Here is a 24185-nt window from a genome sequence, read left to right on the forward strand (position 1 = left end):
TTAAACAATCTATGACATTCGGAAAAACCACCCCCATCCTGCGCAGCTTCGACGAAGCCAAGGCCAAAGAGTTTTACATCGGTTTTCTCGGTTTCAAGCTCGACTTTGAACACCGCTTCGAGCCCGGCCTGCCGCTCTATATGCAGGTCTCGCGCGGCGACTGCATCCTGCATCTGTCGGAACACCACGGCGACGCCAGCCCCGGGTCCGCGATGCGCATTGAGGTGGACGACATTGACGCCTTTCACCGCGAGTTGACTGCCGCCAACTACAAGTACGCCAGGCCAGGCATTGAAGCCACACCCTGGGACACGCGCGAGGTGACTGTCAAAGACCCGTTTGGCAACCGGCTGGTGTTCACGACGGCGATCAGCACCTGAAGCCATGAACGTCCTGGTTCCGGGCGTGCTGACGGAATTTGCTATTTATTTCATAGCTGTTTACGCTCGTATTTAAAGGGCCACAGCCATATTTTCGATCCAAAACAGGCCATTTTTGCCTATTTTTTAAGCACTGGGCCACTCCTGAGGCTGACCAATGCTGTGGGGACCTGTTTTTTGCCGTACACGTTAAATTTTTGCCGTGTACGTTAAAAATCAGTTTGTTTGCGAGCGCAGCCCCTGCAGGTCCAGCACGCGCAGGCCGCCGTACTCCACGCGTATGCTGCCCTGCGCCTCCAGCCTCGTCAGGGCTTCATTGACCCGCTGGCGTGACAGGCCTATCAGGTAGGCCAGCTCCTGCTGGGTGATGCGCAGCACCTCGCCAACGCCGGGGTAAAGAACGGGGTTGAACAGGGCGGCCAGCGAACGGGCCACACGCACGTCGGGGTTGTTCATGCGGTCAATCTCGCGCGCGGCGATGAACTGGCCCAGCCTTTCATTGAGCTGGTTCATCACAAAGCGGTTAAAGCCTATGGAATGGTCCAGCATCCAGTGGAAAGTGTCGACCGGCAAACCCGCCACCACGCTTTTGCGCAGCGCCTGGATGTTGTAACGGTAGGGCTCGCGCTTGAGGGCCGTGCCCTCGCCAAACCAGCCGCCGGGTGGCACCCCGGTGAACGTCATGGTCATGCCCTGGGCGTTGTCGCTACTCATCTTGAGCAGGCCCTGCACCACCCCGAACCAGTAGGTCACGGGTTTGCCGAGGCGGCAGACATAGTCACCGGGCTGGGCATCGCCGACATGCAGTTCGGCCACGGCGCGTTCGCGCTCGGCGGGCAGCAGCAGCGGCAGCCATGGGATGCCCGCGAGATCAGCATCGGTGATCGCACGGGGACGTATCTGCACTGGGCGATCAGGAGGCATGGCCAGACTGCACTGAAGCAGCAAAAAGAGGGGCTAAGGGAAAGTCCGGGGGAGTAATCACCCTCAAATTGTCGTCGGAACGACAACATGACGTCAAATGGACGCCTACGATGCAGGGCATGGAGACAACTCCAGCATGCACCAGAGGTCTGACAGACAGGGCAGCAAGCTGGAAGTTGACATAACGAAAGCGAGACAAGGACAGATGCAGACCACGTTTCCCCGATTGCTGCTGAAACACGCCGCGGAGCGCCCGGATGCGCCCGCCGTGCGCGAGAAGGAATACGGCATCTGGCAGGCCCACAGCTGGTCAGCCATGGCCGCCATGGTGGAACAGATCGCCTGCGGCATGCACCAGGCCGGCCTGCAGCGTGGCGAGCACATGGTCATTGTCGGCAGCAACCGCCCCCGTCTTTACGCCACCATGCTGGCCGCGCAATCCCTGGGCGCCATACCGGTCCCGCTCTACCAGGACGCCGTTGCGGCCGAATGCGTCTTCCCGATCACCAATGCCGATGTGCGTTTTGCCGTGGTGGAAGACCAGGAGCAGGTCGACAAGCTGCTCGAAATTCGTGACCGCTGTCCGGACCTCGCCAGCATCGTGTTTGACGACCCGCGCGGCCTGCGCAACTACAGCGAACCCGGCCTCGTCTCGCTCGACCAGATGATGGATGCTGGCAAGGCTTTTGCGGCCGCGCAGCCCGGCTGGTTCAGGGCCCGTGTTGACGAGACCCGCCCCGATGACGTGGCCGCGATGTTTTTTACATCCGGCACCACGGGCAATCCCAAGGGTGTGGTGCACACCCACAACACCATGCTGGACAGGGCGAAGGCCGGCGCTGATTTCGACAAGCTCACGTCCGACGAGGAAGTGCTGGCCTACCTGCCGCCGGCCTGGGTCGGACAGAACATCTTCAGCTACGCGCAGTGGCTGGCCTGCGGTTATGTCGTCAACTGCCCCGAAAGCGCTGCGACGGTGATGATCGACCTGAAAGAAGTCGGCCCCACCTATTACTTTGCGCCGCCCCGCATTTTTGAAGGCCTGCTGACGACGGTGATGATCCGCATGGAAGACGCGGGCCACATCAAGCGCGGCATGTTCGACTATTTCATGGGTGTGGCCAAACGCGTCGGCCCCGCGCTGATGGACGGCAAAGCTGTTGGTGGCCTTGACCGGCTGCTGTATGCGCTGGGCAATGTCATGGTCTACGGTCCGCTACGCAACACGCTGGGCTTTTCGCGCGTGCGTGTGGTGTACACCGCAGGCGAAGCCATCGGGCCCGACCTCTTTACCTTCTACCGTTCCATCGGCATCAACATGAAGCAGCTCTACGGCTCGACCGAGACCGCCGTGTTCGTCTGCCTGCAGCCCGACAACGAAGCGCGTGCCGACACGGTGGGCGTGCCGATCTCGGGTGTGCAGATCCGCGTGGCCGACAACGGCGAGATCATGGTCAAGTCAGCCGGCCTGCTCAAGGAATACTACAAAAACCCCACCGCCACTGCAGAGGTGCTGACGGCAGACGGCTGGTACCACACCAGCGATGCGGGCTTCATCGACGCCTCTGGTCACCTGAAAATCATAGACCGCGTGAAAGACGTGGGCCGCATCAGGGGCGGCAGCAACGACGGCGCCATGTTTGCGCCCAAGTATGTGGAGAACAAGCTCAAGTTCTTCCCCTACATCAAGGAAGTCGTGGCCTACGGCGATGGCCGCGAGAAGGTCTGCGTCTTTATCAACATTGACTTTGAAGCAGTGGGCAATTGGGCCGAGCGGCGCAACCTGCCCTATGCCGGCTACACAGACCTGGCGCAAAAGCCCGAGGTCTACCAGCTCATCAAGGAGTGCGTCGAGAAGGTCAATGCCGACCTGAGCGTGGACCTGCTGCTCGCGGGTTCGCAGGTCAGCCGCTTCCTCGTGCTGCACAAGGAACTGGACGCCGACGATGGCGAGCTGACCCGCACGAACAAGGTCAGGCGCGGTTTTATCGGCGACAAATACCAGCCGCTGGTCGATGCGCTCTATGGCGGCAAGACTGAACAGTTCATTGAAACCGTGGTGAAGTTCGAGGACGGCCGGAGCGGCAGCGTCAGCGCCACACTGAAGATTGACGATGCAAAAACCTTTGCACCTGTGAAGGCGGCAGCATGACCAAGAAAATCGGGGACGTCATTCTTGACGTGAACAACATCAGTTTGAGCTTTGGCGGCGTCAAGGCGCTGTCGGACATCTCGTTCAATGTGAAAGAGCACGAGATACGCGCCATCATTGGCCCCAACGGCGCGGGCAAAAGCTCCATGCTCAACTGCATCAACGGCGTGTACTCACCGCAGCAGGGCTCCATCACATTCCGCGGCCAGACCTTCAAGCACATGAACAGCCACCAGGTGGCGGTGATGGGCGTGGCCCGCACCTTCCAGAACCTGGCTCTCTTCAAGGGCATGAGCGTGCTCGACAACATCATGTCGGGCCGCAACCTGAAGATCAAAAGCAACCTCTTCATGCAGGCGCTGCGCATCGGCCCTGCCGAACGCGAAGAAATACGCCACCGCGAAGCCGTCGAGAAAATCATCGACTTTCTGGAGATCCAGGCCTATCGCAAGACCCCCGTCGGGCAACTCCCCTACGGCCTGCAAAAGCGCGTCGATCTGGGCCGCGCCCTGGCGATGGAGCCGCAGGTGTTGCTGCTCGACGAACCCATGGCCGGCATGAACGTCGAAGAAAAACAGGACATGTGCCGTTTTGTGCTCGACGTGAACGACGAGTTCGGCACCACGGTGGTGCTGATCGAGCACGACATGGGTGTGGTGATGGACATCTCTGACCGTGTCGTCGTGCTGGACTACGGCAAAAAAATCGGCGACGGCACGCCCGACGAAGTGCGCAACAACGAAGACGTGATCAAGGCCTATCTGGGCACGAGCCACTAAAGGCGGAACAAAAGATGGCATTCTTTCTTGAAACACTTTTTGGCGGCCTGATGGCTGGCATGCTTTATTCGCTGGTGGCGCTCGGCTTTGTGCTGATCTTCAAGGCCTCCGGCGTCTTCAATTTTGCGCAGGGCGCGATGGTGCTGTTTGCCGCACTGGCGATGGCGCGTTTTTCGGAATGGATTCCGCAGTGGACGGGCATCAACAACCTGCTGTTTGCCAATGTCTGCGCGTTTGTCATCGCCGGCATCATCATGTTTGCAGTGGCATGGCTGATCGAGCGGCTGGTGCTCAGCCACCTGGTCAACCAGGAAGGCGCGACGCTGCTCATGGCCACACTGGGCATTGCCTACTTTCTTGAAGGCCTGGGCCAGACACTGTTCGGCAGCAGTATTTACAAGATTGACATCGGCATGCCGAAAGAGCCCATCTTCATTCTTGACAAGATGTTCCAGGGCGGCATTCTCATCAACAAGGAAGACCTGATTGCAGCGGCGATTGCTGCAGGCCTGGTCGCCCTGCTGAGCGTCTTCTTCCAGAAAACATCCACCGGCCGCGCCCTGCGTGCCGTGGCCGACGATCACCAGGCCGCGCAATCCATAGGCATTCCACTGGGCCGCATCTGGGTCATCGTCTGGTGCGTGGCGGGTGTCGTGGCGCTGGTGGCCGGGATGATCTGGGGCAGCAAGCTGGGGGTGCAGTTTTCGCTCACCACTGTGGCGCTGCGCGCGCTGCCCGTCGTGATCCTGGGCGGACTGACATCGGTGCCGGGCGCCATCATCGGCGGGCTGATCATAGGCGTCGGAGAAAAGCTTTCAGAGGTTTACCTCGGCCCCTTCGTTGGCGGCGGCATTGAAATCTGGTTTGCCTATGTGCTCGCCCTGGGCTTCCTGCTGTTCCGTCCACAGGGCCTCTTCGGCGAAAAAATAATCGACCGTGTCTGAACAGAAATAGAACACCATGCTTTACAGAGAAAACGGTCAATTCAAAACCACCTACCGGGCAGACCAGCAGATCTTCCCCATCCTCCAGGACCGCGTAGTCGTGGGCCTGTTCCTGCTGTTTGCGTTTGTCGCCGTGCCCATGCTGGCAAGCGACTACCTTTTCCGCGCCATCCTGATTCCTTTCCTGATCATTTCGCTGGCCGCCCTGGGCGTCAATATCCTCGTCGGTTACTGCGGCCAGATCTCACTGGGCTCGGGCGCTTTCATGGCCGTGGGTGCCTACGGCGCATACAACTTCTTTGTGCGCATTCCGGGCATGCCGCTGATACCCACGCTGATACTGGGCGGGCTGTGTGCCACGGTGTTCGGCATTCTGTTCGGGCTGCCCAGCTTGCGCGTCAAGGGCCTGTACCTGGCCGTAGCCACGCTGGCTGCGCAGTTCTTCAGCGACTGGATGTTTTTGCGCATCAAGTGGCTGACCAACGACTCACCGTCGGGCTCGATCTCTGTCACGCAGCTACAGGTCTTCGGCATGCCCATAGACAGCGCCGTGAGCAAATACCTGCTGTGCCTCGGCATACTCGTCGTGATTGCGCTGCTGGCCAAAAACCTGGTGCGCGGTGCCATAGGACGGGAGTGGATGGCCATACGCGACATGGACGTCGCCGCAGCCGTGATCGGCATACGCCCCATGTACGCCAAGCTCAGCGCATTTGCCGTCAGCTCATTCATCATTGGTGTGGCCGGCGCGCTTTGGGGCTTTGTTCACCTCGGTGCATGGGAGCCGGCAGCTTTTTCTGTCGACTTCTCTTTCCGCCTGCTCTTCATGGTCATCATCGGCGGCCTGGGTTCCATCCTGGGCGGTTTTCTCGGCGCTGCCTTTGTCACCATACTGCCCATCGTGCTGAGCCGTGCGCTACCCGCCATCACCAGCCTGTTCGGCTACGAGATGAGCACGGCCGGCGTGTCGCACGCAGAACTCATGATTTTTGGCGGCCTGATCGTCTGGTTCCTGATTGTGGAACCGCACGGCCTGGCCAAGTTGTGGGCAGTTGCAAAACAAAAACTAAGGCTATGGCCATTCCCCCACTAAAACGGGGAAATGCTCGCAACTACCAATGCGTAACAGGGTATTTGTCCGTTTACTCAGGTGTCCGTTTGGATTTTGGTTTTCAGGTGTGTGATTTTTAAATTTTCAGGAGACAACAATGAAGATTCGCAGTTTGATTCTGGCAGTGGCTGCAATAGCCGCTGGCGCTTCGTCCCTTGTGACGACCAGCGCATTTGCGCAGGCGAAGGAACAGTTCTTCCCGCTGCTGTCCTATCGCACCGGGCCTTACGCGCCCAACGGTGTGCCCTGGGCCAACGGCAAGCAGGACTACCTCAAGCTCATCAATGCGCGCGATGGCGGCATCAACGGCGTGAAGCTCACATATGAAGAATGCGAAACCGGTTATGCCACTGACCGCGGCGTGGAATGCTACGAGCGCCTGAAGGGCCGCCCTGGCGTTGCGATTTTTGACCCGCAGGCCACCGGCATCACCTTTGCCCTGACTGAAAAAGTCACGACCGACAAGGTGCCGCTGATCACACTGGGCTACGGGTTGTCTGTTGCACAGGACGGACAGGCCTTCAAGTGGAACTTTCCGCTCATGGGCAGTTACTGGACCGCAGCCGACATCCTGATCCAGCACATCGGCAAAAAAGAAGGCGGCATGGACAAGCTCAAGGGCAAGAAGATTGCCCTGGTCTATCACGACTCGCCGTTCGGCAAGGAGCCGATTCCCCTGCTGCAGGAACGCGCCAGGATGCAGGGTTTTGACCTGCAGCTGATCCCCGTGACCGCACCCGGCGTTGAACAGAAATCTGCATGGCTGCAGGTTCGCCAGTCACGTCCAGACTATGTGCTGCTGTGGGGCTGGGGCGTCATGAACTCCACCGCACTGAAAGAAGCGCAGGCCACGGGTTATCCGCGCGACAAGATGTATGGCGTGTGGTGGGCCGGTGCAGAGCCTGACGTGAAAGACGTGGGCGAAGGCGCCAAGGGTTACAACGCGCTGACGCTGAACACTTCGGGCACACAGCCCAAGGTGATCCAGGACATCCTGAAGATGGTGCACGACAAGGGCCAGGGCACAGGTCCGAAAGACGAAGTCGGCTCGGTGCTGTACACGCGCGGCGTGATCATCCAGATGCTGAGCATTGAAGCCGTACGCCGTGCACAGGAGCGTTTTGGCAAAGGCAAGGTCATGACCGGCGAGCAGGTTCGCTGGGGCATGGAAAACCTGGCACTCGACCAGAAGCGCCTGGACGCACTCGGCTTTACCAATGTGATGCAGCCGCTGTCAACTTCGTGCTCCGACCACATGGGTTCGACCGCTGCGCGCGTTCAGACCTGGAACGGCAGCAAGTGGGAGTTCTCGTCCGGCTTCATCGCGGCTGACGAGCAGATCATCAAGCCCATGATCAAGGCCGGCGCCGACAAGTACCTGGCCGACAAGAAGATGACGCGCCGTACCTCGGCGGACTGCCAGTCTTGAGCGGCGTAGCCGCTCAGACTGGCTTTGCCAGGTACTGACGGCACCCTCCCCAACCCCTCCCGCCAGGCGGAAGGGGCTGGCTCTCACGAGCCGCCAGCCTTGAGGGCTGATTACCGTAACCGCAGCCCTCAAGATTGGTCAGGAAAAATATGGACACACCCAACATCGTTCTCAACGTCAACGGCATCGAGGTCATTTACAACCACGTGATTCTGGTGCTCAAGGGCGTCTCGCTGCAGGTGCCGCAAGGCAAGATCGTCGCCATCCTCGGCGGCAACGGCGCTGGCAAGACGACCACGCTGCGTGCGATTTCCAACCTGCTGCAAGGCGAGCGCGGTGCAGTTACCAAGGGCTCAATAGAGCTGCGCGGTGAACGCATTGAAAACCTCTCGCCCGCCGACCTGGTGCAACGCGGCGTGGTGCAGGTCATGGAAGGCCGGCATTGCTTTGCCCACCTGACAATTGAAGAGAACCTGCTGACTGGCTCGTACACCCGCAAGAACAAGGCGGAAATCGCCGCCAATCTTGAGAAGGTTTACGCCTACTTTCCGCGTCTTAAAACCCGCCGCACCTCGCAGGCGGCCTATACCTCAGGCGGCGAGCCGCAGATGTGCGCGATTGGCCGGGCGCTGATGGCCAGTCCCAGCATGGTGCTGCTTGATGAACCATCGATGGGCCTGGCGCCGCAGATCGTCGAAGAGGTGTTCAATATCGTGAAGGACCTGAACCAGAAGGAGAAGGTCACCTTCCTGCTGGCCGAGCAGAACACCAACATGGCGCTGAAATATTCGGACTACGGCTACATCATGGAGAGTGGTCGCGTGGTGATGGACGGCGCCGCGAGCGACCTGGCCAGCAACGAGGACGTGAAAGAGTTTTACCTCGGCGTGGGCGGCGGCGAGCGCAAGAGCTTCAAGGATGTCAAAAGCTACAAGCGCCGCAAACGCTGGCTTGCCTGAAATGGCCCCCACGCTTGTCACTTCGTGTACTGCGCTGCCCCCCGAGGGGGCTGCTGCGCCTGCGGCCCGGCAAAGCCGGTTCCGCGGCCCCTGCTTGCCTGCAGTGCCCGCATTCAACCCAGACACAAAAAATACAAACCGGGGCCACGCATGAGTTCCTATTACGATGCGCTTGAAACGCGTAGCGTCACCCAGCGCGAAGCTGCACTGATGGCTGCGCTGCCCGGGCAGGTGGCGCATGCGCAGGCTCATGCGCCGGCGTTCGCAGGCATTCTTGAAGGCATCAGCGCCCAGACCGTGACATCACGTGCAGCGCTTGCAAAACTGCCCGTCACGCGCAAACATGAATTGCTCGAGAGCCAGCAGGCTGCCCGCCAGTCCGGTGGCGATGTGTTCGGCGGTTTCAGTGCGCTGACTTACGGCGCGGGCATGCCACGCGTGTTTGCCAGCCCCGGCACCATTTACGAACCCGACAGCACACGCCAGGATTACTGGCGCATGGCACGTGCCATATATGCAGCGGGCTTTCGGCCCGGCCAGCTGATACACAACAGCTTCAGTTACCACTTTGTGCCTGCCGGCGCCATGATGGAGTCCGGCGCACATGCGCTGGGCTGCACGGTCTTCCCAGGCGGTACCGGCCAGACCGAGCAGCAGGTGCAAGCCATGGCGGAGCTCAGGCCTGCGGGCTATATCGGAACGCCCAGCTTCCTGAAAATCATTGTTGAAAAAGCGGCAGAGATGAAAATCCCGCTGCCCACGGTGACGCGTGCGCTGGTCTCCGGTGAGGCCTTCCCGCCCAGCCTGCGCGACTGGCTGGCCGAACGTGGCATTGCGGGTTACCAGTGTTATGCGTCAGCCGATCTGGGCCTGATTGCGTATGAAACCGAAGCGCGCGAAGGCCTGGTGCTGGACGAAGGCGTGATTGTCGAGATCGTACGGCCGGGTACGGGCGACCCGGTGCCTGAAGGCGAGGTCGGCGAACTGGTGGTCACCACCCTGAACCCCGACTACCCGCTAATACGTTTCGGGACCGGCGATCTGTCAGCCATACTGACCGGCCAGTGCCCTACGGGACGCACCAATGCCCGCATCAAGGGCTGGATGGGCCGCGCCGACCAGACCGTGAAGGTGCGCGGCATGTTTGTGCACCCGGGCCAGGTTGCGGATATTGCCCGGCGCTTTCCGGAAGTGCTCAAGGCGCGCCTGGTGGTGAGCGGCGAGATGGCCAATGACAGCATGACCTTCAGGGTCGAATCAGCCTCAGCCATCGCAGGCCTCGACCAGCGCATCAGTGACGCCATCAGGGACGTCACCAAATTGCGCGGCACAGTCGAAATGCTGGCGCCGGGCAGTCTCCCCAATGACGGCAAGGTCATTGAGGATGCGCGCAGTTATAAATAGGAACACCCCTGCTGACGCTCACTGCGTGTAGCGTCCCCTCCCCTTGCAGGGGACGGCGCCTTGCGCCCGGCAAAGCCGGATCGCGGCCCCTGCTTGCAGGTATCCAGTCGAGGCATCTACGCGTTCAGGCACCAAGAAACACCCCTGCCGACGCTCACTGCGTGTAGCGTCCCCTCCCCTTGCAGGGGACAGTGCCTGCGGCCTGGCAAAGCCAGTTCCGCGGCCCTCCTGGTGAAGATGCAGGCCGGAGGCGAGTAAGAAATCCGTAAGCGGGAAGCGCGGTGCCTCACACTTTCCCTTACGTAGTTCCCGCGATGTGCGACAGGCATACGGAACTTAAACTTTGTGCTGTTTTAATCAGGAGACGAATCATGAAACGACTACTCGTTCTTGCAGTTGCAGCAACTGCCATTCTTGCCAATGCGCAAACCTTCCCCGGCACCAAGCCCGTCACCTTTGTCGTACCTTTCGCCGCAGGCGGCCCGACCGACCGCGTTGCGCGCGACCTTGCAGAAGCCATGCGCAAGGCGATTCCTGGTTCCAACTTTGTCGTTGAAAACGTCAACGGTGCCGGCGGCACGATTGGCGCCGCAAAAGTTGCACGCGCTGCACCAGACGGCCACACACTTTTGTTGCACCACATCGGCATGGCGGCAGCGCCAGGCCTGTATCGCAAGCTGCCTTACAAGGTGCTGGACGATTTTGAATTCCTCGGCATGATCAATGAAGTGCCCATGACCATCATCGGCAAGCCTCAACTGCCGGCCAACAACTACCGCGATCTTGAGAACTACATCAAGGCCAATTCCGGCAAACTCAACATTGCGCATGCAGGTCTGGGTTCAGCATCCCACCTGTGCGGCCTGATGTGGCAGGCGGCCATCAATGCCAAGGAAGCGATGACCACCATCCCTTTCAGCGGCACCGCACCGGCGATGAATGCGCTGGTCGGCGGGCAGGTTGACATGATGTGTGACCAGACCACCAACACCACGGGCCAGATCGAGTCCGGCCGTGTCAAGGCCTACGCCGTGACCACCACCAAGCCGCTGTCCGGCAACAAGCTGTTGAAAGACTACCCCACGCTGCAGGAAATGGGCCTCAAGGGTTTTGACCTGACCATCTGGCACGGCCTGTATGCCCCGAAGGGCACGCCACCAGCGGTACTGGCACAGCTCAATGCGGGCCTGAAGGCTGCGCTGAAAGACGCCGACTTCCTGAAGAAGGAAGATGCCCTGGGCGCCGTTGTCGTGACCGACCGCCGCGTTGAGCCAGCCGCGCACAAGGCTTTTGTGTCTGCAGAAATCAACAAGCTCAAACCCGTGATTGATGCAGCGGGCAAGTACGCAGACTGATTGACGACGAATCTGCAGCACCATGTTGCAAGCCGCCTGAGCCCAGAGCCAGGCGGCTTTTTTAATGCACGTGGATATTCCGGGGATTTACCCTCTTGAAGCGCTACGGCCACACGGTTATCTTTGCCCTCAACAACATTAATACACAACGGAGACCGGCTTGAAAACACCCCGCACCCCCAACCGCCGCACAGCGCTTGCTGCGCTGGCCTTTACCGCAGCGGCCTGCGCCGTCATGCCAGCAGCCGCACAGGGCACCTGGCCGAGCAGACCCGTCAAGATCATCGTGCCGTTTGCGCCTGGCGGCACCACAGACATCCTGGCACGCGCCACCGCAGCTGAACTGAGCAAGGCCTTCCCCCATCCCTTTGTGGTCGAAAATCGCGGGGGTGCAGGCGGCAACATAGGCGCGGACGCCGTCGCCAAAGCGGCACCCGACGGCTACACGCTGCTGATGGGTACCGTGGGCACACAAAGCATCAACAAGTGGCTCTATGCAAAGATGCCGTTCGACCCGCAAAAGGATTTCACGCCCATCACCCTCGTGGCCGGCGTACCCAATGTCATGGTGGTGCCGGCCGACAAGGCAAAGGCCGCTGGCATCAACACCGTGGCCGATTTCATCAAATATGCGAAAGCCAACCCGGGCAAGCTGAACATGGCGTCAAGCGGCAACGGCACCTCCATACATCTGGCGGGTGAATTGTTCAAGAGCATGAGCGGCACCTACATGACGCACTTCCCGTTCAGCGGCTCCGGCCCTGCACTGCTCAGCCTTGTGGGCGGCGACATGGATGTGATGTTTGACAACCTGCCATCGTCCATGCAGCTCATCAAGGCGGGCAAGCTCAAGGCGCTGGCCGTGACCAGCGCCCAGCCTTCTGCGGCACTGCCGGATGTCCCCACGGTGGAACAGGCTGGCCAGCTCAAGGGCTTTGATGCAACGTCGTGGTTCGGCCTGCTCGGCCCTGCGGGACTTCCCCCCGACATCACCAACCGCATACAGCAGGAAGTTGCAAAATCACTGGCCACACCGGCGATGAAAGAAAAGCTGCTGGCCCAGGGTGCCATTCCCAGCGGCAACACACCTGCCCAGTTTGCCCAGCTGATTGATTCAGAGCTGAAGAAATGGCAGCCTGTGGTGAAAGCATCCGGCGCCAAGGTGGACTGACAACCGCATCAGCGCCATCACGAAAAAAGCCCTGACATGCAGGGCTTTTTTTTGCGAGCGGGAAATCCGTCAAACGCCCCAGACCACCTCATCGCCGGCCTCGTAATTGCGCTGGAGCATATCGATGAACGGCATGGCCCGCTGGCGCAGACCAAGGCCGTCGCCAGGTACCGCGCCTTCGTCCTTGTCACCAGACTCCTCATGGGCAATGGCGGCCTCAAGCGCCGCAATTGCTGCAGGCATCTGTTCGGGAAGGATGATGCCTTTGGGGCCAGCATCCTTGCCTATGACTTCCAGCACCTTGCGGCCATTGGCTTCGAGCATGATCACATCGCCAGCATTTTTTGACTTGAATTTGTAGAGCATTGCAGCACCTCAAGATTAATAGGAAAACCATTATGGGACCGCGTTTCGGGGTTTCCTGTAGGCATCCTTCCAATATTGACATGGCTCAACGCCAGCGCGATCAAGGCCTGGACGCGGGCCAGGCTGTTGCACAATAGGTTGCGGCCATTCACCCCGGGAGCAACAGCGGGTAAATGAAGCCATGAAGCCAGAACAACAGCTTGTGTAAATCGCCCAGACGCCATGAAAAGCAACATCAGCGCCAAAAAATCAGAAACACCTGTGGCAAGCGCCAAAGCCGTCCGTCAGCCTCGCGCCAGAAAGCCTGCAACTGCCCCGATCTCGACAGTCAAGGAAGCCAGGCCAGACCTTCAGCCTTCAGACTGGGTGCGCGCCGGCATGAAGATCCTCGCCCAGTCAGGCGTTGACATGGTGCTGATACCCCCGCTGGCCAGGGAACTGGGTGTGACCAAAGGCAGTTTCTACTGGCACTTCACCTCCCGCGAAGACCTGCTGATGAAACTGATTGACGAGTGGAAGCAGCACGCCACCCTGCGTGTGATCGACATCGTTGAACGTGCAGGTGTGTCGCCCCAGGAAAAAATTCGCCTGATTGCCTTCATAGGTACCAACTCGCCAATTGACGAGTTCGGCGGTGCGGTTGAGCTGGCGGTGCGCAACTGGGCCCGCGTCAACCCGAATGTACGCAAGGTCGTCGCCGATGTAGACCGCCAGCGCCTGAACTACCTGACCACCCTCTATGAAGAAATCGGCTCAAAGGTCGATGCTGAACTGCTGGCCTGCATGCATTACTGTTTCTCAGCGGGCCTGAGACTGATTTTTGCGTATCCGGAAAAACAGAAGCTCGCCATGCGTCAGGCTGCGCTGGACCAGATTTTTTTCGCGGACCATCTGCAAAAAACGGCCTGAGCTTCAAGCAGGCCTGCACGCTGCAGCATATTCGGCTGCAAGACGATTCACGATTTCTGCTGCAGGCAAGACCGAATCGATGCCGCCGATGCCCTGGCCCGCGCTCCACACATCGCGCCAAGCTTTGGCCTCCGTCCCATCGCCCCGTTTTCCGAAACCGAAAGACGAGGTCTCGCGCGCAGGCAGGGCATCAACGTCAACGCCCAGCGCAGCGAAACTCGCACGCAGGTAGTTGGCCGGCAGCCCGGTCACCGCGCTGGTGCACACGATGTCCGCCGCAGCACCGTCCACAATCATCTGCTGGTAACGCGAATCGGCCTGCGCCTCGGTCGACGCGACGAAACGCGTGCCCACATAGGCAAGATCCCCGCCCATGGCCTGTACGGCACGCACCTGCCTGCCATGCGAGATACAGCCTGACACGGCGACCAGGCCGTCAAAAATCCGCCTGACCTCATCGGTGAATGCAAAGGGGTTGAGGGTTCCGGTGTGGCCTCCCGCACCGGCACACACCAGCACCAGTCCGTCAACGCCCGCATCAATCGCTTTACGCGCATGACGCATGGTTGATACGTCGTGCAGCACGATCCCGCCATATGCATGAATACGTTCGGCGACCTGCCCCGGCGCATTCAGGCTGGTGATCACCACCGGCACCTTGTACTCACACACCACATCAAGATCATGCGCCAGCCGCTGGTTGCTGGGATGCACGATCAGGTTCACGGCATAGGGCGCGGCACGCCGGGGCTGCTGCGGTTGTGCATTCCATGCCGCGATCTCGCGGTTCAGGTAGTCAAGCCACGAAGCCAGTTCGCTTTCAGGCCTTGCATTGAGCGCAGGAAACGCGCCCAAGATGCCCGCCAGGCATTGCTGGGCCACCAGTTCTTTCGACGAGGCGATGAACATGGGTGAGCCGATCACGGGAAGGCGCAGCGCCGTAAATGGCTCTGTTGTCATGGCCGACGAAGCGCTTAAGGGTTTGTACGGGGATTGACTCATGGCATGCAGGCGAATAAATTATGCTCCATACCGCCCAGTATGGCACACGACAAAAGCACCGTCAACAATGAACAGCGCCTCCGATTCATCCTTTGCTGCAGACAGCTACGCCGCCATCAATGGGCGCCGCGTCAGCCTTGAAGCGCTCTGGCACAAAGGCTCATGTCTGGCCACTTTTTTCAGGGCGCAAGGCGTGAAAGAGGACCAGGCCGTCGCCATCCTGATGCGAAACGACCTGGCTTTTCTCGAATGCACGATTGCCATTTCCATCCTGGGTGCCTACGCGGTACCGCTGAACTGGCACCTCACGGGACCCGAGATCGACTACATACTTCGCGATTCCGCAGCCGTCATGCTGGTGTCGCACGCAGACCTCTACCGGCCCATCGCGTCATCCATCCCAGACAGCATCCTCCGGGTTGTCGCACGCACGCCTGAAGAAATCAGCGGGCCCTACAACATTGCCGCCGACCAGTGCGAGGTACCGCCTGGTGTCATGGACCTTGAGCAGGCCGCAGAAACTTCCGAACCGCTGCTCGACCGCAGCAAGGTCGGCAGCAGGAACAGCATCCTCTACACAAGCGGTACCACAGGCCGTCCCAAAGGGGTCAGAAAGCTGCCCCTGCCTGCGGAAGAAATGCGTAAAAACGCACTGGTGTCGCAGCAGTGGTTTGACCTCAAACCGGGTGTCCGCACCGTGATGGCCGGGCCCATGTACCACAGCGCACCCAACACCTACACACGTCAGGTCGTCAACTCGGGCGGCAGCATCACCCTTATGCCGCGCTTCGACGCTGAACAATTGCTGGCCATCATCGCGCGTGACCGCATTACCCACCTGCACCTGGTGCCGACCATGATGGTGCGCCTGCTGCGCCTGCCCGACGAAGTCAAAAAGCGCTACGACCTCAGCTCCCTGCAGTTCGTTGTTCACGGCGCTGCAGCCTGCTCCACGGAAACCAAGAAGGCCTTTATTGACTGGTGGGGTCCCGTCATTCATGAGTACTACGGCGCGACGGAAACCGGCATGGTCACACGCTCATCAACGCAGGAGTGGCTGGAGCGGCCCGGCACGCTGGGCAAGGCCTGGCCCGGGCGCAGCATACGCATCTACTCTGAAGACGGCGAGGTTCTCGGGCCCAACCAGGTCGGTGAAATCTACGTGGGGCTGCAGGGCGTGCCCAACTTCACGTATCACAACGCGGAAGAACAGCGTCTGGAAATAGACCGCGACGGCATGGTCACCAATGGTGATGTGGGCTACCTTGATGAAGATGGTTATCTCTTCCTTGTCGACCGCAAGAAGGACATTGTCATTTCAGGTGGTGTGAATATCTACCCGGCCGAGATCGAGTGCGCACTGATCGAACACCCCGGCGTGGCCGATTGCGCGGTGATCGGCATCCCTGATGAAGAGTTTGGCGAAAAGCTGCTGGCGTTCGTCAAGCCGTCTGCCGGAAAACAGCCCTCGCAGATTGACATCAGCACCTTTCTGCGCGGCAAGCTGGCCGGCCTGAAGGTGCCCAAGGACTATGTTTTTCTTGACGAACTGCCGCGTGACGATTCCGGAAAACTGATGAAGCGCAAGCTGCGCGACCCCTATTGGGCCGGCCGCAGCAGGATGATCTGAAAACCCTCCAGGAGACAACAATGAAACTCAAGCTTTTGAACTGCCTCGCCGCCATGGGTCTTGCGGCGGCGGCTTTGCTGCCCTCAGGCGCATGGGCCAAGTACCCTGAAAAGCCGATACGGCTGATCGTTCCCTTCCCCGCCGGCGGTGGTACGGATGTGCTGGCACGCCTGGCCGCCCGCAACATGTCGGCCGTGCTGGGACAGGAAGTTATCGTCGACAACCGCGGCGGTGCAGGCACCATCATAGGCGGCGATGCGGTCGCCAAGGCTGCGCCTGACGGCTACACGCTGCTGCTCTCGACAGCCAGCGGCTTCAGCATCAATCCCCAGTACAACAAGAAGCTGCCCTACAAGCCTGAAGACTTTGTGCATATCGGCCTCATCAGCGAATCCCCCGTCGTCCTGGTGGCGCCGTTCAACGCGCCGGCCAAAAACCTGCAGGAGCTGGTGCGCTCGCTCAAGGACAAGGAAACCCCGATTGCCACAGCGGGTAAAGGTAGCCAGTCGCACCTGAGTGCGGTGATGTTCTTCAATGCCATCAACGCGAAGTTCCGCCCCGTGCATTACCGCGGCGAAGCCCCTGCGCTGGTGGACCTTCTGGGTGGCCAGGTGCCGATTTATTTCGCCAGCATACCGGGCACGCTCTCCCACCTGAAAGCCGAAAGACTGCGCGGTTATGCCGTCACGACCACAGGGCGTACGCCGGCCGCCCCTGACATTCCCTCTTTCACCGAACAGGGCATGCCTGAAGTGCTGGCCACCTCATGGTTCGGCCTGGCTGCACCCAAAGGCACACCCCAGGAAGCTGTCAACGCCCTCGCCGCAGCACTGGCCAAGGCGCTGGAAGATAAGGCCATGCAGGACCGCCTGGCCGCAGATGGCGCCACCACACGCAAACTCAGCATTTCTGAATTCAACGACTACATGAAGCGTGACTACGAACGCTGGGGCAAGGTTCTGCGCGCTGCCAACATCGAAGAAGACTGAGCAGGACTGGGGAAGCACCATGAGCACTCATGCGATGGAATCCGTCCTGTATGACCTGGGCGTCAAGCGCGAGGCACGCACCGCTTTTGGCGAAGACGCGGCCGCCTTCCTCAAACGTTACGGGGTTGATGCGCAAGAGGCGGCCATGATCAGCGGCTTCGACATGGCGGCTTTGCTCAGGGCCGGCGTCAGCCCGCTTCTGACCTACGGCTTCTGGATGATGAATGCCCCCGTGAAGACACGTGCGGCCTATCTCGAACGCAGCCGCGGCACTCCCCCGGCACAAGGATAAACATGGCAAGCATTGTTGGCGGCTTCACCATGCCGCACGAACCCGGCGTGTTCTACATGCCGAAAGAAAAATGGAACGATGCGCAGAAACGCGTGCGTGCTGCCTATGACCACATAGGCACGCGCATTGGCGAGCTGGGCGCTACATCGGTGATCGTGATCGGTGCCGACCACTATGTGCTGTTCGGGCCGGGTTGCCTGCCGAGCTACCTGATCGGCATTGGCGACGTCAGCGGGCCGTATGAACGCTTTCCCGATATTTCGCAGGGCAATATTCCAAACAACACTGCCCTCGCGCTGCACATTGCGCAGTACGGGCGCACGCATGGTTTTGACTGGTCTGTCGCCAAGACCTTGCGGGTCGACCATTCCATAGGCGTGCCGGCGCGGCTTTGTGCACTGCCCAACGCCAGCGTCACGGGAGTCGTGCCGGTCTATCTTGCGAGCGGGGTCGAGCCTCTTCTGCCCATGCGGCGCGCCCATGAGCTGGGCAGGATGATTCGCTCGGCCGTCGAAGCCTGGCCCGAAGATGAGCGTGTGGTGGTCATAGGCTCTGGCGGCATCAGCCACTGGGTAGGCCTGCCCGAGATGGGCAAGGTCAATGAAGTCTTTGACCGCTGGGTGCTCGACTGCGTGACCCGCGGTGACGCCGAAGCCATGCTGAAACTGAGCGACGCCGAAGTGTTTGAGCAGGGCGGCAACGGCGCCTGGGAAATCCGCAACTTTCTTTGCATGATGGGCGCGCTGGGCGACCAGCCCGGCCATGTCATCGCTTATGAACACGGTCCGCAATGGGTGACCGGCCTGGGTTTTGCCGAAGTGGGCACCCGGGCCCATGAACCCGTCCCCGCCTGAACCCAACAGAAACCAAGCCATGCCCACGACCATCCCCATCACCCCTGTTCGACTCAAGCCTGCACAGCACGCAACTATCACTGCCGACAGTCTGCGCAAGCTGGTTGATTTTGAGAATGGCAGCATTGACCGCCGCCTGTACTGGGACGAAGAAATCTACCGCCTGGAGCTTGAACGCATCTTCGCCCGCACCTGGCTGTTTGTCGCCCACGAAAGCCAGGTTGCCAACTATGGCGACTTCCTGACCACCTTCATGGGTGAAGACGGCGTGATTGTTACGCGTGACCAGCAGGGCAAGGTTCGGGTCTTCCTCAACTCATGCACGCATCGTGGCAACAAGATCTGCATGGCCGAAGCGGGTAACAAAAGGCGCTTTACCTGCAATTACCACGGCTGGACATTCGACAGCGCCGGTTCCCTCGTCGGCCTGCCGCAGGAAGAACTCTACAAGAGCACCTGCAGGGACTTCGACAAGGCACAGCTCGGCATACGCAATGCGCGGGTTGAGAGCTACAAGGGCCTGGTGTTTGCCACCTTCAACGAAGAGGCCGAAAGTCTGGAGCAGTTTCTGGGCGACTACCGCTGGTACCTCGACATCCTGCTGGACAACGACCCCGGTGGCACCGAGTTCCTGCCCGGAAACATCAAATCACGCATGCAGTGCAACTGGAAGTACCCGTCGGAGAATTTCGCGGGGGACTCCTACCACGCCGCATGGACGCACAACTCCGGCGCGGTCGCACTGTTTGGCCGCGGTGTCGACAACAAATACGACCAGTCCAAGGTCTACCAGGCCAACGTCAACGGCCACGGCTGGCAGTTCGGCCTGGACTTTATCGGCAACGCCATGGTGCTGGGCGAGCAGGACATCCTCGACTACCTGAAAGAAAACGAGGCGAAGTTTGCGGCGCGCCTGGGCAAGCTGCGCTCACGCATGATCGGCTCCATCAGCTCCGCCAACCTGTTTCCGCACACGTCCTTCCTGCCCGGGCAAAACACCTTCCGCACCTGGCACCCCAAGGGCCCGTCGCAGATAGAGCTGCACACCTGGGTGCTGGTCAACAAGTCAGCGCCCGAAGCGCTGAAGGACATGTACATGAAGGGCGTGATGCGAAGCTTCTCGCCCTCGGGCGTGCTGGAGATGGACGATGGCGACAACTGGGAGAACGCCACGGCCACCAATCTCGGCGTGGTCACGCGCCAGCAGAAACTGCATTACGGGCTGGGCATGGACAGCAAGGTCGAGCACGACGAACTCAAGGGCAATGTGCACATTCGCAAGTACAACGATTCCAACCAGCTGGCCTTCTACGGCAAGTGGCTGGAGCTGATGTGCGATGAAGGGGCAGGTGCATCATGAAGTTTGTGATGGGCGAGACGCCCGTACTCAAAAAACCATTAGTGCCGCCGCATTACCCGCTGGCGCCCATGGAACTGGTGTTTGAAATCAGCCAGTTCCTCTACCGCGAGGCGCGCATTCTTGACGAAGAGCGCTATGAAGAGTGGCTGGGCATGATGACTGATGACATCCATTACTGGATGCCGGGCATACAGGCCAGGCACCGCAAGGACAAGACCCCGCGCCTGGACCCCAAACGCATGGCATTTTTTGATGACGACATGCTCAACATGCGCAGGCGCGTGACGCGCTTCATGGACCCGACGGCCTGGGCTGAAGACCCACCCACACGTGCGGTCCATGTGATCTCCAACATCGAAGTCGAGCTGACTGACAAACCAGATGAGTTCAGGGTGTATTCAACCTTTATCAATTGCCGTGGCCGTGGTGAGGCTGAAGAGTTCTGGCTGACCGGGCGGCGCACGGACATACTGCGGCGCGGGAATGATGGTGTGCTGCGCATTGCCTCACGCGAGATCGTCACCACACAAACCGTACTGCTGGCGAAGAACCTCAATGTCTTTCTTTAAACGGGTGCAGTCATGAGCGGCTGGCTTGAAGGGCAGGTGGCCTTTGTCACAGGCGCGGCCGACGGCATAGGCCGCGCGGTGGTCGAGCGTTACTTAAAGGAAGGTGCGGCGGGCGTTGTCGCACTGGACCGCGATGCGGATGGGCTTCAAACACTGGCGGCCATTTATGGCGATCGCATCGCCACCGTGACAGGCGATGTACGTCAATATGGGAGCCATGAAGAAGCAGTAAAACTGGCACTGTCACGTTTCGGAAGACTCGACACCGTGGTGGGCAACGCCGGTGTGTTCGATTTCCGGCGTCCGCTGCGCAGCTACACCGGCGAGTCCATGGCCGCCACCATGGACGAGCTCTTCGCCATCAACCTGCGCGGTTACCTCTACGCAGCGATGGCCGGGCGCGAGGCGCTCATCGCCAGCCGGGGCAGCATCATCTTCACGGCCTCCGTCGCCAGCTTCAATTCTGGCGGCGGCGGCATTCTCTACACCATGGGCAAACATGCGGTGGTCGGCATGATCAAGCAACTGGCGCTCGAACTCGCACCCGACATCCGCGTGAACGGCGTGGGGCCCGGCGGCACGCTGACGGGCCTGAGCGGCACCGATGCGCTGGGTCAGACGGGGCGCAGCATCAATGCAAACCCGCAGGCGTTTAACGAAAAGATGGCTGCAGCGGTACCGCTCGGGTTTGCGCAGCAGCCGGAAGACCACACCGGCCTGTATGTGCTGCTGGCCAGCAGCGCCAACGCCCGCGCCGTGACGGGCGAAATTTTCATGAGCGACGGCGGCACCGGTTCGCGCTCTGTCTGAAACCATCTGCGGAGTCTGCATGACGACAAACATCAATCACCCTGCCATCGGCAAAACCATCGTCGCCGCTGGCGTACGCACCAACTACCACGAGGTCGGCCAGGGCCATCCCATGATCCTGCTGCACGGCTCAGGCGCGGGTGTCACGGGCTGGGAAAACTGGCACGGCGTGATGGACGACTTTGCCAGACACTTTCGTGTGCTGGTGCCGGACATCATCGGCTTCGGTTTCACCGAGCGGCCAGAGGGTACAAAGTACAGCATCAAGCTCTGGGTGCAGCACCTGCTGGGCTTTATGGATGCGCTGAACATTGAAAGAGCTGTACTGGTCGGCAATTCCTTTGGCGGTGCACTCTCGCTTGCTCTGGCGATACGCAATGCGCACCGGGTGGACCGCATGGTGCTCATGGGCACGCCTGCGGGAAGCTTCACGCAACGATCTGCCATGGCGCGATCCTGGTATTACGAGCCCTCGCTCGAAAACATGGCCGAGCTGCTGCGCAGCTTTCCCCACGACCCGTCCTTCGTCACGGACGAGATGGTGCGCCTGCGCCATGAGACGACGCAGCTTGCCGGTGGCATGGAGGCCTACCGCAAGTTATTCCCCGAGCCCGCACCGGGCGGCCAGACACGGGAGGTCAAGGGCATTCCTGAAGAAGACCTGCGCACCATCCAGACGCCCATACTCGCCCTGCACGGCAGGCACGACGAACGTGTGCCACTGGAGTGCGGCATACGCATCGCGCACGCCTGCCCGAACGCCGACCTGCACGTCTTTGCCAACTGCGGCCACTGGGTGCAGATTGAACGCCGCAAGGAATTCATTGAACAGACCCTCAGTTTCACACAAGGCCTGCACGCCCATGTTTGACCAGCAACGCATTGATCGGCTTGCCGACGAGCTGCACCAGTCAGAAAAGACGCGGGTCCAGGTCGAACACTTCTCCAAACGCTTTCCGGAGATGACGATTGAAGATGGTTATGCCGTCTCCCGCGCCTGGGTGAAGATGAAGCTGGACCAAGGCCGCACCGTGCGCGGCCACAAGATAGGCCTGACCTCACGCGCCATGCAGCTGTCGAGCAACATCACCGAGCCCGACTACGGCACGCTGCTGGACGACATGTTCTTTGCCGAGGGCAGCGATATTCCCATGAACCGTTTCATCGCGCCGCGGGTGGAGGTCGAACTGGCCTTTGTGCTGGGTAAACGGCTTGAAGGCCCGAATGTCACCATCGTCGACGTGCTGAAAGCGACCGACTACGTGGTGCCTGCCATCGAGATCATCGACGCCCGCATTGAGCAGTTTGACCGCCACACCAAAGCCATGCGCAAGGTTTTCGACACCATCTCGGACAACGCGGCCAACGCCGGCATCATCACCGGCGGCAGGCCGGTCAAACCCGACGCGGTCGACCTGCGCTGGGTCAGCGCCCTGCTCTACAAAAACGGCGTGATTGAAGAATCGGGCGTAGCGGCTGCCGTGCTCAACCACCCGGCGAACGGCGTGGCCTGGCTGGCCAACAAACTGGCCGCATGGGGTGAATGCCTGGAGGCAGGCGAAACGGTGCTGGGCGGATCGTTCACGCGGCCCACGCCTGCCGTGGCTGGCGACACCTTTCATGCCGACTACGGACCGCTGGGCGCGATCGCCTTCCGTTTCGTCTAACGTCATCGCCCTTGGCAAAATGAGCCCATGAAAACACCCACAAACTTCTTCAAACAGGCGCTGCTGCAAAAGCGCCCGCAAATCGGGCTCTGGCTGGGCACCGGTGAGCCCTACATCGCCGAGATCCTGGCGGGTGTCGGTTTCGACTGGCTGCTGATTGACGGCGAGCATGCGCCGAACGACCTGCACTCCATCCTTGGCCAGTTGCAGGGCATTGCCAGCTCAGTCGGTGCCTTTCCGGTGACGCCTGCGGTATCCAACGCCGTCGTGCGCATTCCGCACGGCGACACGGCCCTCATCAAGCAGTGCCTGGATATAGGCGCCCAGACCATCCTCATCCCCATGGTCAACACGGCGGCACAGGCGGCGGAGATGGCGCTGGCCATGCGTTATCCACCGGTGGGCATACGCGGCATGGGCGGCTCGATGGCGAGGGCGGCGCGCTGGTCGAGGTACCCGAACTACCTGCACGAGGCGAACGATGAGGTTTGCCTGCTGGTGCAGGTCGAGACCATGGAAGCCATGGCCAACATCGACGCGATTGCCGCCACACCCGGCGTGGATGGTGTTTTCATCGGCCCGGCCGACCTTGCTGCGTCGATGGGCCACCCTGGCAACGCCGGCCATCCCGACGTGCAGGCGCAGATCGAATACGGCATGAAGCGCATTCTTGCCGCCGGCAAGGCACCTGGCATTCTGTCGGTCACCGAAGCACAGGCGCGCAAGTGGCTGGACGCAGGCGCTGTGTTTGTGGCGGTCGGTGTGGACATTCCGCTGCTGAACGCGGCCGCGGGCGCATTGCTGGCGAAATTCAAAGGTGCCGAAGGGAAGGCACCCGGTAGCGGCTACTGAAATATCTGCGGCCTGAAAAACGCCACCAAGAGCTAATTTTTAACGTACACGTTAAATTTTTGCCGTGTACGTTAAAAACTGAGCCCTCGTAGGCTTGAAGCGGTCAAAAATCGTCCTGAAAGGCCCCAAAATAGCCCAAAAAAGGCATGTTTTAGGCCTCCAGACCAATAAATACGTGCGTGAGGAGCTATTAAAAACATAGCAAAGGACTTCCCGACCTGCTGGGTCGCACAGTGCACGGGGCTGGCCAAGCGGGCGGCCAAGCGGGCGGTCAAGC

The 24185-nt window shown here is 60.3% G+C and carries 24 protein-coding genes; 21 read left to right on the plus strand and 3 right to left on the minus strand.

Features of this window, described 5'->3' with window-relative positions; translation table 11 throughout:
- Nucleotides 1-11: 11 nt before the first annotated feature.
- Nucleotides 12-380 (plus strand): glyoxalase superfamily protein, encoded by a 369-nt coding sequence (locus HYX42_RS18605; RefSeq protein WP_293405910.1) that lies wholly within the window; start codon nt 12-14, stop codon nt 378-380.
- A 216-nt stretch (nt 381-596) separates the two neighbouring features.
- Here HYX42_RS18605 and HYX42_RS18610 read toward each other — a convergent pair whose 3' ends face one another.
- Entirely contained in the window at nt 597-1304 is a 708-nt protein-coding gene (locus HYX42_RS18610; RefSeq protein WP_293405912.1) for a Crp/Fnr family transcriptional regulator, read from the minus strand.
- Between the two features lie 205 nt (nt 1305-1509).
- On the opposite strand from HYX42_RS18610, the gene HYX42_RS18615 reads away from it, so the two are divergent.
- From HYX42_RS18615 to HYX42_RS18655, 9 genes are all read left to right on the plus strand, one after another.
- Nucleotides 1510-3456: an AMP-binding protein gene (locus HYX42_RS18615; RefSeq protein WP_293405989.1), complete on the plus strand. Its 1947-nt coding sequence runs from the start codon at nt 1510-1512 to the stop codon at nt 3454-3456.
- Complete coding sequence (locus HYX42_RS18620) at nt 3453-4235, plus strand: ABC transporter ATP-binding protein (RefSeq protein WP_293405914.1); 783 nt, start codon at nt 3453-3455, stop codon at nt 4233-4235. Before HYX42_RS18615 ends, HYX42_RS18620 begins: the two co-directional genes overlap by 4 nt.
- A gap of 14 nt (nt 4236-4249) precedes the next feature.
- On the plus strand, nt 4250-5179 hold the full coding sequence (locus tag HYX42_RS18625; protein WP_293405916.1) for a branched-chain amino acid ABC transporter permease: 930 nt from the start codon (nt 4250-4252) through the stop codon (nt 5177-5179).
- A gap of 16 nt (nt 5180-5195) precedes the next feature.
- Nucleotides 5196-6272 (plus strand): branched-chain amino acid ABC transporter permease, encoded by a 1077-nt coding sequence (locus HYX42_RS18630; RefSeq protein WP_293405918.1) that lies wholly within the window; start codon nt 5196-5198, stop codon nt 6270-6272.
- Between the two features lie 115 nt (nt 6273-6387).
- Nucleotides 6388-7719, plus strand: coding sequence for an ABC transporter substrate-binding protein (locus HYX42_RS18635; protein WP_293405920.1), 1332 nt, complete (start codon nt 6388-6390; stop codon nt 7717-7719).
- Between the two features lie 149 nt (nt 7720-7868).
- Nucleotides 7869-8678: an ABC transporter ATP-binding protein gene (locus tag HYX42_RS18640; protein WP_293405922.1), complete on the plus strand. Its 810-nt coding sequence runs from the start codon at nt 7869-7871 to the stop codon at nt 8676-8678.
- A 150-nt stretch (nt 8679-8828) separates the two neighbouring features.
- A complete protein-coding gene (locus tag HYX42_RS18645; RefSeq protein ID WP_293405924.1) occupies nt 8829-10082 on the plus strand; it encodes an AMP-binding protein in 1254 nt (417 codons plus the stop codon).
- A gap of 371 nt (nt 10083-10453) precedes the next feature.
- Complete coding sequence (locus HYX42_RS18650; protein WP_293405926.1) at nt 10454-11437, plus strand: tripartite tricarboxylate transporter substrate-binding protein; 984 nt, start codon at nt 10454-10456, stop codon at nt 11435-11437.
- 235 nt (nt 11438-11672) lie between these two features.
- Nucleotides 11673-12608: a tripartite tricarboxylate transporter substrate binding protein gene (locus HYX42_RS18655; protein WP_293405990.1), complete on the plus strand. Its 936-nt coding sequence runs from the start codon at nt 11673-11675 to the stop codon at nt 12606-12608.
- 69 nt (nt 12609-12677) lie between these two features.
- On the opposite strand, the gene HYX42_RS18660 is transcribed toward HYX42_RS18655, so the two are convergent.
- Nucleotides 12678-12974 (minus strand): DUF1840 domain-containing protein, encoded by a 297-nt coding sequence (locus HYX42_RS18660; RefSeq protein WP_293405928.1) that lies wholly within the window; start codon nt 12972-12974, stop codon nt 12678-12680.
- A 222-nt stretch (nt 12975-13196) separates the two neighbouring features.
- Between HYX42_RS18660 and HYX42_RS18665 the strand changes: the two genes are divergently transcribed.
- Nucleotides 13197-13883 carry a TetR/AcrR family transcriptional regulator gene (locus HYX42_RS18665; RefSeq protein ID WP_293405930.1) on the plus strand — a complete coding sequence of 229 codons (687 nt, stop codon included), beginning with the start codon at nt 13197-13199 and terminating at the stop codon, nt 13881-13883.
- Nucleotides 13884-13886: 3 nt separating this feature from the next.
- On the opposite strand, the gene HYX42_RS18670 is transcribed toward HYX42_RS18665, so the two are convergent.
- Nucleotides 13887-14843 (minus strand): nitronate monooxygenase family protein, encoded by a 957-nt coding sequence (locus HYX42_RS18670; RefSeq protein WP_293405932.1) that lies wholly within the window; start codon nt 14841-14843, stop codon nt 13887-13889.
- A 109-nt stretch (nt 14844-14952) separates the two neighbouring features.
- Here HYX42_RS18670 and HYX42_RS18675 point away from each other — a divergent pair, with 109 nt between their 5' ends.
- Genes HYX42_RS18675 through HYX42_RS18720 form a run of 10 tightly spaced genes read left to right on the plus strand, consistent with a single transcriptional unit; the run spans nt 14953 to nt 23908 of the window.
- Nucleotides 14953-16515 (plus strand): AMP-binding protein, encoded by a 1563-nt coding sequence (locus HYX42_RS18675; protein WP_293405934.1) that lies wholly within the window; start codon nt 14953-14955, stop codon nt 16513-16515.
- Nucleotides 16516-16535: 20 nt separating this feature from the next.
- Nucleotides 16536-17504: a tripartite tricarboxylate transporter substrate binding protein gene (locus HYX42_RS18680; RefSeq protein ID WP_293405936.1), complete on the plus strand. Its 969-nt coding sequence runs from the start codon at nt 16536-16538 to the stop codon at nt 17502-17504.
- 19 nt (nt 17505-17523) lie between these two features.
- Entirely contained in the window at nt 17524-17796 is a 273-nt protein-coding gene (locus tag HYX42_RS18685) for a hypothetical protein (RefSeq protein ID WP_293405939.1), read from the plus strand.
- A gap of 2 nt (nt 17797-17798) precedes the next feature.
- Entirely contained in the window at nt 17799-18650 is an 852-nt protein-coding gene (locus HYX42_RS18690) for a hypothetical protein (protein ID WP_293405941.1), read from the plus strand.
- A gap of 19 nt (nt 18651-18669) precedes the next feature.
- Nucleotides 18670-20010 (plus strand): aromatic ring-hydroxylating dioxygenase subunit alpha, encoded by a 1341-nt coding sequence (locus tag HYX42_RS18695; protein ID WP_293405944.1) that lies wholly within the window; start codon nt 18670-18672, stop codon nt 20008-20010.
- Nucleotides 20007-20579 (plus strand): 3-phenylpropionate/cinnamic acid dioxygenase subunit beta, encoded by a 573-nt coding sequence (locus tag HYX42_RS18700; protein ID WP_293405946.1) that lies wholly within the window; start codon nt 20007-20009, stop codon nt 20577-20579. The genes HYX42_RS18695 and HYX42_RS18700 overlap by 4 nt, the downstream gene beginning before the upstream one ends.
- A 12-nt stretch (nt 20580-20591) precedes the next feature.
- On the plus strand, nt 20592-21389 hold the full coding sequence (locus tag HYX42_RS18705; RefSeq protein WP_293405948.1) for an SDR family NAD(P)-dependent oxidoreductase: 798 nt from the start codon (nt 20592-20594) through the stop codon (nt 21387-21389).
- A gap of 19 nt (nt 21390-21408) precedes the next feature.
- Complete coding sequence (locus HYX42_RS18710) at nt 21409-22260, plus strand: alpha/beta hydrolase (protein WP_293405950.1); 852 nt, start codon at nt 21409-21411, stop codon at nt 22258-22260.
- On the plus strand, nt 22253-23056 hold the full coding sequence (gene hpaH / locus HYX42_RS18715; RefSeq protein ID WP_293405952.1) for a 2-oxo-hept-4-ene-1,7-dioate hydratase: 804 nt from the start codon (nt 22253-22255) through the stop codon (nt 23054-23056). Before HYX42_RS18710 ends, hpaH begins: the two co-directional genes overlap by 8 nt.
- A gap of 27 nt (nt 23057-23083) precedes the next feature.
- Nucleotides 23084-23908 carry an HpcH/HpaI aldolase/citrate lyase family protein gene (locus HYX42_RS18720; protein ID WP_293405954.1) on the plus strand — a complete coding sequence of 275 codons (825 nt, stop codon included), beginning with the start codon at nt 23084-23086 and terminating at the stop codon, nt 23906-23908.
- Nucleotides 23909-24185: the final 277 nt, after the last annotated feature.

This window comes from Polaromonas sp., from assembly GCF_016185115.1.
Lineage (GTDB): Bacteria > Pseudomonadota > Gammaproteobacteria > Burkholderiales > Burkholderiaceae_C > Polaromonas.

Excerpts from the sequence above, each read along its gene's own strand:
- HYX42_RS18710 (WP_293405950.1), top strand. The coding sequence starts at position 21,409 with ATGACGACAAACATCAATCACCCTGCCATCGGCAAAACCATCGTCGCC.
- HYX42_RS18720 (WP_293405954.1), top strand. The coding sequence starts at position 23,084 with ATGAAAACACCCACAAACTTCTTCAAACAGGCGCTGCTGCAAAAGCGC.
- HYX42_RS18690 (WP_293405941.1), top strand. The coding sequence starts at position 17,799 with ATGGCAAGCATTGTTGGCGGCTTCACCATGCCGCACGAACCCGGCGTG.
- hpaH (WP_293405952.1), top strand. The coding sequence starts at position 22,253 with ATGTTTGACCAGCAACGCATTGATCGGCTTGCCGACGAGCTGCACCAG.
- HYX42_RS18665 (WP_293405930.1), top strand. The coding sequence starts at position 13,197 with ATGAAAAGCAACATCAGCGCCAAAAAATCAGAAACACCTGTGGCAAGC.
- HYX42_RS18605 (WP_293405910.1), top strand. The coding sequence starts at position 12 with ATGACATTCGGAAAAACCACCCCCATCCTGCGCAGCTTCGACGAAGCC.
- HYX42_RS18670 (WP_293405932.1), bottom strand. The coding sequence starts at position 14,843 with ATGACAACAGAGCCATTTACGGCGCTGCGCCTTCCCGTGATCGGCTCA.
- HYX42_RS18700 (WP_293405946.1), top strand. The coding sequence starts at position 20,007 with ATGAAGTTTGTGATGGGCGAGACGCCCGTACTCAAAAAACCATTAGTG.
- HYX42_RS18705 (WP_293405948.1), top strand. The coding sequence starts at position 20,592 with ATGAGCGGCTGGCTTGAAGGGCAGGTGGCCTTTGTCACAGGCGCGGCC.
- HYX42_RS18645 (WP_293405924.1), top strand. The coding sequence starts at position 8,829 with ATGAGTTCCTATTACGATGCGCTTGAAACGCGTAGCGTCACCCAGCGC.
- HYX42_RS18680 (WP_293405936.1), top strand. The coding sequence starts at position 16,536 with ATGAAACTCAAGCTTTTGAACTGCCTCGCCGCCATGGGTCTTGCGGCG.
- HYX42_RS18640 (WP_293405922.1), top strand. The coding sequence starts at position 7,869 with ATGGACACACCCAACATCGTTCTCAACGTCAACGGCATCGAGGTCATT.
- HYX42_RS18620 (WP_293405914.1), top strand. The coding sequence starts at position 3,453 with ATGACCAAGAAAATCGGGGACGTCATTCTTGACGTGAACAACATCAGT.
- HYX42_RS18660 (WP_293405928.1), bottom strand. The coding sequence starts at position 12,974 with ATGCTCTACAAATTCAAGTCAAAAAATGCTGGCGATGTGATCATGCTC.
- HYX42_RS18675 (WP_293405934.1), top strand. The coding sequence starts at position 14,953 with ATGAACAGCGCCTCCGATTCATCCTTTGCTGCAGACAGCTACGCCGCC.
- HYX42_RS18625 (WP_293405916.1), top strand. The coding sequence starts at position 4,250 with ATGGCATTCTTTCTTGAAACACTTTTTGGCGGCCTGATGGCTGGCATG.
- HYX42_RS18695 (WP_293405944.1), top strand. The coding sequence starts at position 18,670 with ATGCCCACGACCATCCCCATCACCCCTGTTCGACTCAAGCCTGCACAG.
- HYX42_RS18635 (WP_293405920.1), top strand. The coding sequence starts at position 6,388 with ATGAAGATTCGCAGTTTGATTCTGGCAGTGGCTGCAATAGCCGCTGGC.
- HYX42_RS18685 (WP_293405939.1), top strand. The coding sequence starts at position 17,524 with ATGAGCACTCATGCGATGGAATCCGTCCTGTATGACCTGGGCGTCAAG.
- HYX42_RS18655 (WP_293405990.1), top strand. The coding sequence starts at position 11,673 with ATGCCAGCAGCCGCACAGGGCACCTGGCCGAGCAGACCCGTCAAGATC.
- HYX42_RS18630 (WP_293405918.1), top strand. The coding sequence starts at position 5,196 with ATGCTTTACAGAGAAAACGGTCAATTCAAAACCACCTACCGGGCAGAC.
- HYX42_RS18650 (WP_293405926.1), top strand. The coding sequence starts at position 10,454 with ATGAAACGACTACTCGTTCTTGCAGTTGCAGCAACTGCCATTCTTGCC.
- HYX42_RS18610 (WP_293405912.1), bottom strand. The coding sequence starts at position 1,304 with ATGCCTCCTGATCGCCCAGTGCAGATACGTCCCCGTGCGATCACCGAT.
- HYX42_RS18615 (WP_293405989.1), top strand. The coding sequence starts at position 1,510 with ATGCAGACCACGTTTCCCCGATTGCTGCTGAAACACGCCGCGGAGCGC.